11 protein-coding genes are annotated in these 11473 nt (G+C 52.2%); 5 read left to right on the top strand and 6 right to left on the bottom strand.

Going from position 1 to position 11473, the window contains the following annotated elements; translation table 11 throughout:
- Positions 1–21 precede the first annotated feature (21 nt).
- Positions 22–1761 (top strand): TrkH family potassium uptake protein, encoded by a 1740-nt coding sequence (locus OO017_RS03055; protein WP_266050957.1) that lies wholly within the window; start codon positions 22–24, stop codon positions 1759–1761.
- A 22-nt stretch (positions 1762–1783) separates the two neighbouring features.
- On the top strand, positions 1784–2032 hold the full coding sequence (locus OO017_RS03060; RefSeq protein ID WP_266050958.1) for a hypothetical protein: 249 nt from the start codon (positions 1784–1786) through the stop codon (positions 2030–2032).
- Positions 2033–2220: 188 nt separating this feature from the next.
- Here OO017_RS03060 and hemE read toward each other — a convergent pair whose 3' ends face one another.
- The 3 genes from hemE to OO017_RS03075 form a co-directional block, all read right to left on the bottom strand.
- The gene (gene hemE, locus OO017_RS03065; RefSeq protein ID WP_266050959.1) at positions 2221–3261 is read right to left on the bottom strand and encodes a uroporphyrinogen decarboxylase; all 1041 of its coding nucleotides are present in this window, start codon (positions 3259–3261) and stop codon (positions 2221–2223) included.
- Between the two features lie 143 nt (positions 3262–3404).
- Positions 3405–4037, bottom strand: coding sequence for a MarC family protein (locus OO017_RS03070; RefSeq protein ID WP_266050960.1), 633 nt, complete (start codon positions 4035–4037; stop codon positions 3405–3407).
- Between the two features lie 150 nt (positions 4038–4187).
- A complete protein-coding gene (locus tag OO017_RS03075; protein WP_266050961.1) occupies positions 4188–5009 on the bottom strand; it encodes an NYN domain-containing protein in 822 nt (273 codons plus the stop codon).
- A gap of 262 nt (positions 5010–5271) precedes the next feature.
- Here OO017_RS03075 and OO017_RS03080 point away from each other — a divergent pair, with 262 nt between their 5' ends.
- From OO017_RS03080 to OO017_RS03090, 3 genes are all read left to right on the top strand, one after another.
- The gene (locus tag OO017_RS03080; RefSeq protein WP_266050962.1) at positions 5272–6270 is read left to right on the top strand and encodes a DUF1028 domain-containing protein; all 999 of its coding nucleotides are present in this window, start codon (positions 5272–5274) and stop codon (positions 6268–6270) included.
- Positions 6271–7076: 806 nt separating this feature from the next.
- Complete coding sequence (locus OO017_RS03085; protein ID WP_439651294.1) at positions 7077–8504, top strand: M20/M25/M40 family metallo-hydrolase; 1428 nt, start codon at positions 7077–7079, stop codon at positions 8502–8504.
- Between the two features lie 104 nt (positions 8505–8608).
- Positions 8609–9070 carry a hypothetical protein gene (locus OO017_RS03090; protein WP_266050963.1) on the top strand — a complete coding sequence of 154 codons (462 nt, stop codon included), beginning with the start codon at positions 8609–8611 and terminating at the stop codon, positions 9068–9070.
- 151 nt (positions 9071–9221) lie between these two features.
- Here the strand turns inward: OO017_RS03090 and OO017_RS03095 are convergent, their stop codons facing one another.
- The 3 genes from OO017_RS03095 to OO017_RS03105 are packed head-to-tail and all read right to left on the bottom strand — an operon-like array spanning position 9222 to position 11456.
- Entirely contained in the window at positions 9222–10433 is a 1212-nt protein-coding gene (locus OO017_RS03095) for an S-adenosylmethionine:tRNA ribosyltransferase-isomerase (RefSeq protein WP_266050964.1), read from the bottom strand.
- A 60-nt stretch (positions 10434–10493) separates the two neighbouring features.
- The gene (locus OO017_RS03100) at positions 10494–10895 is read right to left on the bottom strand and encodes a DUF2721 domain-containing protein (protein ID WP_266050965.1); all 402 of its coding nucleotides are present in this window, start codon (positions 10893–10895) and stop codon (positions 10494–10496) included.
- 15 nt (positions 10896–10910) lie between these two features.
- Complete coding sequence (locus OO017_RS03105) at positions 10911–11456, bottom strand: hypothetical protein (protein ID WP_266050966.1); 546 nt, start codon at positions 11454–11456, stop codon at positions 10911–10913.
- Positions 11457–11473 lie beyond the last annotated feature (17 nt).

The raw sequence follows: 11473 nt of genomic DNA on the forward strand, positions 1-11473 counted from the left end.
AAGTTGACCGCGTATAAAATTATGCGCTGGACAACGTATACGCTGACTATTCTGGCGATAAGCCTGCTCGTGCTGGCGCATGGCGTGGTGGAGGAGCCAACCCAGTTGCGGCTGCTGTTCTATATCATAGACGGCATTCTGGCGATTTTCGTAATCATCTACTTCCTGCGGATACTTTATACGTTTGAGAGGCGCAAGTTTCTCAGGCGTACCTGGTTTGAGGGCATACTGATGTCCATTGTGTTTCTGAACCAGGTGTTTACCTACATACTGGGGATTCCGCTAATCTACAATATCTTTGAAGGGATAGGTATTCCGCTTTCTGTGGAGTGGTACAGGGTGCTGGTATCCATGTACATGTTGCTGTTCCTGATCGTGGAGTTGCTGGAGACAAAGGTGCACCTGAAAACGCTGCAGCTAAAGCCCTCGCTTACCTTCCTGCTCAGCTTTATCTTTCTGATTTTGCTGGGAACCGGGCTGTTTATGCTGCCCAAGATGACAAACTCTCCGGATGGCATGCGCTTCCTGGATGCGTTGTTTATGGCCACCAGTGCCTCCTGCGTTACCGGCCTTGCCGTGGTAGACCCAGGTACATACTTTACATTTGCCGGTCAGATCGTGCTGCTCCTGCTGATACAGATGGGCGGATTGGGTATACTTACCTTCGCGACGTTCTTTGCCTCCCTTATGCGGCAGGGCATAGGCGTAAAGCAGCACGTGGCCATGCATGAGCTGCTAGACAGCGAATCGCTGTTCACGGCGAAAGGCTTGTTGCGGAGCCTTATATTGCTGACGCTTACCATAGAGGGCATTGGCGCGGTCATGATCTTTATGAGCTGGGGACCCGGCGTGGAATTCACTAACCTGGGCAGTAAGATCTTCTTCTCCGTTTTCCATGCTGTGTCTGCTTTCTGTAACGCGGGTTTCTCTCTTTATCCGGAGGGCCTTTTTACCCAGCCTGTGCGGCTCTCATACGTCCTGCACCTGGTTGTTGCCCTGCTGATTATCTTCGGAGGACTTGGTTTCCCGGCTATTATTGATATTTTCTCGCCCCAGTCTATGCGGGCCCGAATGGCAGCACCCTGGAAAAACTGGAAAATGCTGACCCGCGTGATTGTTTATACTTCGACGGCATTGCTGGCGTTGGGCACGATAGGGTTTTTCCTGCTAGAGTACTTCAACTCGCTTTCGCACATGACCTTTGCCGAAGCCCTAATCACCTCTTTCTTCCAGTCGGTTACCACCCGAACGGCTGGTTTTAACACGGTGGATATCTCGGCGCTTAACGTTCCTACCCTGATGATGTTCATCTTCATGATGTTTATCGGGGCGTCGCCGGGCTCTACGGGGGGCGGTATTAAAACCACTACGTTTACGGTTATACTTTTTGCCGTGGCTGCCACCGTGCGTAATAAGCGCAATATGGAGATCGGTCACCGTACCATACCGCACTCTGTGGCGTACAAGGCGTTTTCGGTGTTTACGTTTGCCGCCATGTTCAACATCCTCTTTATTTTTATACTTTCTATCTCGGATGCCCAGTTCGATATCATTAACCTGGCGTTTGAGCAAGTATCGGCTTTTGCCACAGTAGGCCTGAGCACAGGCATCACGGCAGGCCTTTCGGATGTGGGCAAGAGCGTGATTATCCTTTCGATGTACCTGGGCAGGGTAGGTACCCTGACACTGGCGCTGGCGCTGAGCACACGTGCCTCTTCTACAGCCTATAAATATCCGGCCTCGCACCTGGCTATTGGTTAAGGTGTAGTACTTAACTGTAGTCATGAAGAAAGCTGTACTTGCCATAGTAGCGATATTGATAATCCTTGTGGTAAGACTATGGTTCGGTATTTACCTTCATGATGAATTTGGAGAAACCCATTTATTTCTCAAACACAGACCAACCTGGAAGTGGGAGTTCTATTCTCCGTTGGGCATGAGCGATTTGAGAATTGAAGATCTTCCCAAAGAGAAAAGAAATGAGCAGCTTCTTTTTGAGGAGTTCGTTAGCAGTAGGGGGATGAGCAGGTAAGCAGTAAGCCTTAACCTGGTAAAACTACGAAAGGAGAACTATACTTCAGGATGAGGGTTAGCACGTTGTGAAAAGCATTAAAACAAAAGGTCCTGCCACTCTTCAGCGGCAGGACCTTTTGTTTTAAATGGGAAAGTATAAAATCAGAGATTATACTACATTCTCTAACTCCTAAACTTTTTAACTCTCTAACTTCTTACAATCGGGCTGAACTCCTTTACCGTCTGCACAAAGCACTTCACTTTCTCAGGGTCAGTATCCGGGTACACACCGTGGCCGAGATTCGCGATGTGGCGCTGCGGACCGAACTCCTTCAGCATCTTGATCGTCTCGCTCTGTATTGTGTCGAAGGAGCTGTAAAGCAGGCAAGGGTCCATGTTGCCTTGCAGGGTCTTGTTCGGGCCCACCTGCTGGCGTGCCTTAGCAATCTCCATGTTCCAGTCCAGGCCAATGGTCTCGCAGTTCAGCTTGCTGAAATCCTCCAGCGCAAAGAAAGCACCCTTCGCAAACACCGTTACCGGCACGTTGCGGACAGCGTTGCAAATCTCGGAAATATATGGCAGGGCAAACTCGCGGTAATGCGCCGGAGAAAGTATGCCAGCCCATGAATCGAAAATCTGGATCAGGTTGGCACCGGCCTGCACCTGCGCCTGCAGGTAAGCAATGGTGGTGTCCGTGATCATGCGGAGCATCTGGTGGGCCAGCTTTGGATTGGTGTACAGCATGCCACGCGCATGAGAGAAGGTCTTGGAGCCACTGCCCTCAACCATGTAAGCCATGATCGTCCAGGGGGCACCGGCAAAGCCTATGAGCGGCACACGTCCGTTCAGCGCCCTTTTGGTAATCTTGATGGCCTCCAGCACGTAGTTCAGGTGCTCGTGCGGGTCTGCCACGCGTAGTTTTTTCAGGTCTTCCTCAGTACGGATAGTTTTAGGGAAGATAGGCCCGCGTTTTTCTATCATCTCGTAGGTGCAGCCCATGGCCTCAGGCACTACCAAAATGTCTGAGAAAATGATGGCGGCATCCACATCAAGTATGTCTACGGGCTGTATGGTCACCTCAGCGGCCAGCTCCGGTGTCTCCACCAGTTCCTTAAAACCACTCAGACTCTCGCGTACGGCACGGTACTCAGGTAAAATACGGCCAGCCTGGCGCATAAGCCAAACCGGTGTGCGCTCCACGGCTTCACCCCTGGCAGCTCTCAAAAGCAGATCGTTCTTCAGTTGCATAGCGCAAAGATACGTTAAAAATACCGACTGTCGGAAGATGATTGTTATCATCAAAACAACAGACGCTAAACCTTACAGATAGTATTACTGGTTTAGTACTATGCTTTGCGCTGTCTGGTTTTGGCAGTCAAGATATAAGGCTATTATACTTTACCTGCCTCCGAAAAAAGCGTCTGTACGCCAGTTAAAATAAAATTCACTCCGATAGAGAGCACAATAAAGCCCATGATACGCGACAAAGCCGACAGCCCGGCCTTGCCTAGGAAACTTACCAGCTGGTGCGAGAAAACAAGTATAAAAAACGTAACTGCGGCCACCAGCATGATGGCGGCAAGTATAAGGCTGATATCGGAGTAGGAGAGGGCGGAGGTGAACAGGCCGGTGCTTACGGCAATGGAGCCTGGCCCGGAGAGCATGGGCATGGCCAGTGGCGTAAACGAGATATCATCTTTCTCCATACTTTCCTTCAATACACCTTTCGATACTTTTTTGCCACGATGCGCCTTGCTGGTAAGCAACCCGAAGCCCGCCCGCATGATCATCAAGCCTCCCGCTATGCGGACGTCTGTAAGGCCGATCCCGAAGAAGTTAAGCACGTACTGCCCCGCCAGGAAGAAGACCGAAAGTATAAGTGCCATGTACACGCAGGCCCTAAGCGCCTGCTGGTTGCGGTTATCGGCAGTATCGTCCTGGGTGAGGGTGATGAAGACAGGCATGGCGCCAAACGGATTCACGACGGTGAAGAGGGCGGTAAAGGTTGCCAGTACTAGTTCCATGGTTTGCTGTAGTAGTGGCCACAAAAGTATAAGGCAAAGATTACCGCTGCGTTACAGGTGTGTTGTGAGTTGGTTAAGAGATGGAGCATAAAAAGTATAGCCTGAAGTATACATGGATACCTCAGGCTATACTTTATACTTCTGTGCGCTTTATTTCTTTTCGGATACCGGTTTCTTGTCAGTTGCAGGTTCGGCAGCCTTTTTGCGGGCAGGGCGACGGCGGCTTTCCTTGCGTTTCACATACACTGCCGAGCGGCCTTTATCCTCCTCTTTCCTGATCGTGAAGATGTCTTTGTAGGCATTAATGAGCTGTAGCAATTGGCCATAACCGAAAGTGCGGGGGTCGAAGCTGGGGTCGAGCTGGCGCAGGTTCGTGCCCATCATGCCCAAATGCGCCCAGCCATCTTCGTCGGCCGACATGGTAAAGGCCTCTTTCAGGAGCGGCACCGGGTTAGGGCGCTGCATGTTGCCGGCACTATCACTTACCTTCTCCGCCTGGTCTATCTTCTCATCAATATCATCCGTCAGGTTTTCGGTGTAAATGAACACGTTACAAGCGTTCACGAAGGGCTTGGGGGTTTTACGCTGGCCGATGCCCATCACGAAAATACCCTCCTCACGGATGCGAGTGGCTAAACGGGTATAGTCGCTGTCTGAAGACACAATGCAGAAGCCGTCGGCCAGGCCCGAGTGCAGCAGGTCCATGGCATCGATGATAAGGGCGCTGTCGGTAGCGTTTTTGCCGACGGTATAGCGGAATTGCTGTATGGGCTGTATGGCGTGGTTGTTCAGGCAGTCTTTCCAGCCGTTCATCTGGGGGGTGGTCCAGTCGCCGTAAATGCGCCGGATGGTGGGGGCGCCATACTTTCCGGCTTCGGCCAGCAGTTTGGTAATGAGGCTAGGCTGGGCGTTGTCGCCATCAATCAGCATAGCCATCTTGTCTATTTTATTATTCTTGGGTAAATTTTTCATGTATAGGGGTTATTGGCAAAAGGATTTGCTTCTGCTGATGGCTTGTTTTGCGCCATACATAGTTATACTGCTATTTTTGATAGAGGTTATAGCAGCAGAAAGCGGTGTGAAGCTCCGTATAAAAAGCTATATTTGTTTTAAGCTGATACACAAGAGGCTATAAATGTAGGTATAATATAGTTACCGATAGCTACTTCTTGTTTTTGCCTTCTGGTACAGCCGCAGCAGAAAGACTTTACTAAACCACGTATACATCATCCGTATGAAAAAGTATAAAACCACACTTTTAGCGATGGGAGTAGCATTATTGGCCTCGCTGGGATCAGCGAAGGCGCAGGTATTTAAAGCAGAGGAGCCACTGGCGCATACATACTCCATTGTGGCCCGCGACCCGAAAACAGGTGAGATGGCCGTTGGCGTGCAGAGCCACTGGTTCTCGGTGGGTACTGCGGTGCCTTGGGCAGAGGCCGGCGTGGGCGTGGTGGCGACGCAGTCTTTCACGAACAAGTCTTTCGGCATGCGGGGGCTGGCGCTCCTGAAGGAGGGGAAAACGCCGGAGGAGGCATTGGCTATACTTCTGGCCGATGACGAGGCACGGGAAGTGCGGCAAGTGGCGATCCTGGACACAAAGGGCAGGGTGGCTACCCATACTGGCAAACAGTGTATTCGCTACGCAGGGCATATTTCGGGGCAGAACTTTTCGGTGCAGGCAAACATGATGCTCACCGACAAAGTATGGCCGGCCATGGCCAAGGCCTTTGAGCGGAGCGAGGGGCAGCCCCTGGCGGAGCGGGTGCTATTAGCCATGCAGGCTGCCGAGCGCGAGGGCGGCGATATACGCGGCCGGCAATCTGCGGCGCTGGTGGTGGTAAAGGGCCAGAAAAGCGACCAGCCCTGGGACGACAAGACCATTGACCTGCGCGTGGACGACCATGCCCAGCCGCTGGAGGAGTTGGAGCGCCTGCTAAAAGTATACCGCGCCTACGAACACATGAACGCCGGCGACCTGGCCATTGAGAAAGGGCAGATGCAGAAAGCCATGGAAGAGTATGGGAAAGCGGAGGCGATGTTCCCGGAAAACCTGGAGATGAAGTATTGGCATGCCATCGGGTTGGCCAACAGCGGGCAGGTAGAGGAAGCCGCCAAGCTGCTGCGCGAGGTATACAAAAAGGACGAAAACTGGCGCGAACTCACCAGCCGCCTCCCTGAGGTTGGCTTGCTGGACGTTAGCCGGGCGCAGATGGAGAAGCTAATGAAGTAGAGTTTTTTAAAGTATAAATTGAGAAGGAGCAACGACAGAAATGCTGTTGCTCTCTTTTTTTTGAAGCTTTCTAAGCTTCCCTCATTTAGCGATGCTCAGATTAGGATATATCAACTTATGCTGCAAGTTATGAGCTTGAAGTATGAATCTATACACAAAACAGGGATAGAGCTTTGCAGTACCGGTTCCAACCACCCCTGCCCCTCCTTGTCAAAGGAGGGGAGCCTGTAATTACTGATGTTGAAGTGTAAGTTTCCTAGTTGGGGGTGGCAGGCATCAGCAAAAGTATAAACCCACCCCTAGCCCCTCCAAGGAGGGGAATTTACCTCCCCCCAACCCTCTCCTAAAAACAGGAGAGGGAGTCCGGTTCAAGCTCCTTCAGCGGTGGCTATCGAACTGATCCCAGTCTTTCCGTGGGGGTAGGGGCCCTCGTATAAAGAGCGCCTTGTGAGATCCGGTGCCGCGCATGCGGCAGCGCCCTGGCGCAGGAGGGAACACAGCGCGATGCGGGAAGGCGAGCCCTCCCGGGCTGGAGGGAGCCAAAGCCAGAAATGAAATAACAAATTTTGCAGGACTAAGGATCTGCAGCAGCTAGAAAGGATAGCTTAGTTCAAGTTGCATACTTCAGCACCAGCTAGCAAGTATATCTTACTTCGAGTTGCAGAAATCCAATGATAAGAAAGTATAAGATTGCGGATAAGAATGTCATCATTGTCATATCAGAAGTAAACCTGAACAAGCAAATCTGAAATAAAATCCCTAAATTAAAGGCTCTAAACAAACCTTATTTCACCTTTTATTCCGAAATGCTGAACAAAACCAACCTACGCTGCCTGTTGGCGGCGGCTGCCACGGCGTTTACCTTGCCGGCTATGGCGCAGCAGAATTATGCACAGGACTCTGCCACCATCAAGAAAATTTACGACAACGCCCTCACCAGCTACGAGAGCTACGAAAACCTGCGCTACCTCACCAAGAACATTGGTGCCCGCCTGAGTGGTTCGCCACAGGCCGCCGCTGCCGTGGAGTGGACACGCCAGGTAATGGAAAAGATGGACCTCGACACGGTATACCTGCAGCCAGTAATGGTGCCGCATTGGGTGCGCGGGGATAAGGAGATCGGCCGTGTGACCAACTCCAAGCTGATGGGTACGGTAGATATGAACATTGCTGCGCTGGGCGGCTCTGTGGGCACAGGCAAGCAAGGTCTGAGCGCGGAGGTTGTGGAAGTGCATAATTTTGAGGAGCTGGAGAAGCTGGGCAAAAAGAAGGTGAAAGGCAAAATAGTGTTCTTTAACAGGCCTTTTGATAATACCCATGTCATTACAGGCGCAGCCTACGGCGGTGCAGTAGACCAGCGTGGCGGCGGACCAGCTGCGGCTGCCAAACTCGGTGCCGTAGGTGTGATCGTGCGCTCCATGACCAACGACATACAGGATATTCCGCACACGGGTAGCACTCGCTACGAAGACGGGGTAGAGAAGATTCCGGCTGCAGCTATCAGCACAAAAGACGCCAACCAACTGAGCAGCCTGCTGAAGGACGATCAGAACCTGAAATTCTACATGCGCATGACTTCCGAGACGCTTCCGGATGTACTGTCTTATAACGTGATCGGCGAGATAAAAGGCACTGAGAAACCGGATGAGATCATTGTAGTGGGTGGCCACCTGGATTCGTGGGATGTTGGTGAAGGCGCACATGACGATGGCACGGGCTGCATGCAGTCGATAGAGGTGCTGCGTTTGTTCAATGATCTGGGCATTAAGCCGAAGCGCACCGTGCGTGCCGTGCTTTTCATGAACGAAGAGAACGGCCTGCGTGGCGGGCGCAAGTATGCCGAGATTGCCAAGGCAAAAGGCGAAAAGCATATTGCGGCTATCGAGTCTGATGCGGGTGGCTTTACACCGCGCGGCTTCGGAATTGACGGCAACGACGGGCAATACAGCAAAGTACTTACCTGGAAGCCGCTGTTGGCACCTTACGGCCTGCACGACCTTACCCGTGGCGGCGGCGGTGCAGACATCGGCCCGCTGAAAGGCCAGGGCACGGTGGCCCTCATCGGTTTCCGCCCCGACTCACAGCGCTACTTCGATTATCACCACACGATTATCGATACCTTTGAGCAGGTGAACCGCCGCGAAATGCAGCTGGGTGCCGCCTCTATGGCATCCCTGGTGTACCTGATTTCCCAACATGGCCTGGATGACAGTGCTGCGAAAGTACAGAAGTAGACAAGTATAAAGTGTTACAGGAAGGGCCGCTTATTTGAGCGGCCCTTCCTGTAACTGTGTTATTGTAAACAACATCAGTAATGAAATAATAAGCAAACTAACCTATGAAACCTACCAGGCAAGCCAAATTATACCAATTAATCCCAGCATTCTGTGCGAGCATTATTGATATTGCAGTAACTATTATGCATCAAGCACCTGAATACTGGGCGGGGAACTTAGCAAAAGCCAATGAAGGTAATCCGATCGGAAGTGTGATGATGAAAAATCATGTTTCAGGGATATTCGTTATCTCTGGGCTGTGGCTAGTTCTGATTGGGTTGCTAGGGTATCACTTACCAAGGAAATGGTCAAGGATATTTTTGCTGTTTGCTGTTATTGCTCATTCATATGGAGCCTCAACCTGGATTTCACCACAATATGGCTTTTGGTGGGCAATGACCTTGATAGCTTTCAATACAGTAGTTTATATTCTGATTGATGAGTCTAACAAATCCAGTTCTGCCCTGCTGCCTGCCAATAAAATACACCAGGTTAGGGATGCTGAAAAAGAGTATGTTTCATAACCTCTTTCTTGTTTCTCACTGCTAAACTATGCAACCAGCTCTGCATACCAGATGAAAAGAATTAAATAAAGCCTAGCACATAAAGTAAGCAAAGCTTAGGCTGTGCGCCCTACTTGCCTTATGTGCGAGCTGATGATCGGATGAGCAATGTTTATGGCAGCAGCAGCGAGCTATCGCCGTAGCTCAGGAAGCGGTAATCATGTTCCATGGCGTGCCGGTATACCTTGCGCCAGTTCTCCCCGATAAGAGCCGAAACCAGCAGCAGCAAGGTGCTTTCCGGCTGGTGGAAGTTGGTAACCAAACCATGGCACATCCTGAATGTATAGCCTGGCGCAATGATGATCTGCGTGCTGGCATGCAGGTGGTTTACGCCCTGGCGCACCATGTAGTGTAGTAGCGCCTCAAGTGCTTTTGCTGCAGACGGCGGATTCATACTTTCGTAGGCCTGCCATTGGCTCACCTGCAGCTCCTGCTGCGGTAGCTCCGGTTGCTCCAGTACCTTGGCTCCCAGCCAGTAAATGCTCTCCAGGCTGCGCATGCTGGTGGTGCCTACCGGTATAACCGGGTTGCCCTGCTGTTTCAAAAGCCTCTCAAGTACACTTTTGGTGATGTACAGCTGCTCGGCGTGCATCTCGTGCGCCTCCATGGTGTCGGCTTTCACCGGCTTAAAGGTGCCCGCGCCTACGTGCAGCGTCAGGTAAGCAGTGTCTATATGTTGGGCCTTCAGCGATTCCATCACACGATCTGTAAAGTGCAGGCCGGCGGTTGGCGCAGCCACGGCACCTTTCTGGTTGGCGTAGATGGTCTGGTAGCGGGTATGGTCGTCGGGTGTGAGGTCGCGGTTGAGGTAGGGGGGCAGGGGCAAACGGCCGCAGCGCTCCAGCACTTCGGCAAAGGTAAGCTCGGTTGGTTCCCACGTGAAACGTATCAGAAAATGACCTTCCTGCTGCGCCTCGCGCTCTGCCTGCAGTACGCCACCCTCAAAGTGAAGCGTTACCGGGCCACTCTTCCAGCGCTTGTTGTTGCCCACCAGGCACTTCCAGGTGCTGCCCTCGGTTTGCTGCATGGCCAGCTGCACCTCGCGGTGCGGCGCCACGGGCTCCAGGCAGAATATCTCCACCAAACCACCGGTTTCTTTCTGCATCAGCAGTCTTGCCTGCACCACTTTGGTGTCGTTAAAAACCAGCAGCGTGTGCGGGGGCAGCAGCTGCGGCAGGTCGGTAAAAGTATGATCTACTATTTGGCCCTGGCGGTAGAGCAGCAGTTTGGACTGGTCGCGCTCCGGCAGCGGAAACTTGGCAATGCGCTCCTCGGGCAGCTCGTACACAAAATCCTTTATCGCCAGCTTCTTCGGGTCGGTCATTCGTAATCTAAAGTATAATCTTCAAAGTATAAACAGGGTGGCGCGATGCCTGCCGGTGGTTTAGAGACTGTTCTTCCCCTCCAGGTCATTTAGTTCCAGCTCCAGTGCCTTTACCGAGATCTGTATCTCGCGGATGGCTAGGGCCAGGGAAATCAGCATCATCAACAAACTAAAAGCAAAAACATACTTGCCCGCCGCTACATAATCGGCAAAAAGCAGAAACATACAGAGCACACAGCCAAACATGCTCAGGCTGCCGAAAGCCTGCATGTTCCGGATCAGGAGCAGCCGCTCGCGCAGGTTCTTTATCTGGCTGTACACCAGCGGACTGCGGGAGGAGGCGTAGCGGTCTTTGAGGCTGCGGATAAGGCTGGCCAAACCCAGAAAGCGGTTGGTAAAGGCCAGCAGCAGCAACGACAGCGCCGGAAACAGCAGGGCGGGTGTGGTCAGGGTAATCTCCATACTTTATACTTCCTATCAGAGGTTTTTCAGGAAATCCTCGTCCAGCGGCTCAATGTCATCATCGTCTTCTTCCGGGTTGTGCGGGGCATCCCAGTCAACCTCGGCCAGTAGCTCCAGCCCATCCATGATAAGTTCGTCCAGTTCCTCTTTGGTGCCGGCGTCCAGCGTCTGCTCAAATAAGTGCAGGATCTCCTCGCGCTGCGGGTTCACGAATATCTCATGGTACAGGTTATCAAACGAGGCGATGCGCTTCTGCACGATCTTGTCAATCTCGCGCGTGTTTTTTGCCTTGATGGCCTCCTGCAGTACCTCCAGCACCTCTTTGCTTTTCTCGTTATCGGCCAGGCGCAGAAAAGCCTGCACAAAAGCAATGGCCACTCCCAGGCGCAGGCGTTCAAACCTGTAGCTGAGTTGCTCGCGGCTGGTGCCTTGGGAGAACTTGGCCTCACGCAGGGCGCGCTCCAGGTCATTATACACGGTGGCGGCTCCCTCCTCAAATACCTGAGGGTTGGGGCTGTCGAAGGCGGTTTCTAATAGCAGTTCAAAGCTTTTGGCGCTCATGGCTGGTCTGGTTTATC

Source organism: Pontibacter anaerobius, from assembly GCF_026241195.1.
Taxonomy (GTDB): Bacteria; Bacteroidota; Bacteroidia; order Cytophagales; family Hymenobacteraceae; genus Pontibacter; species Pontibacter anaerobius.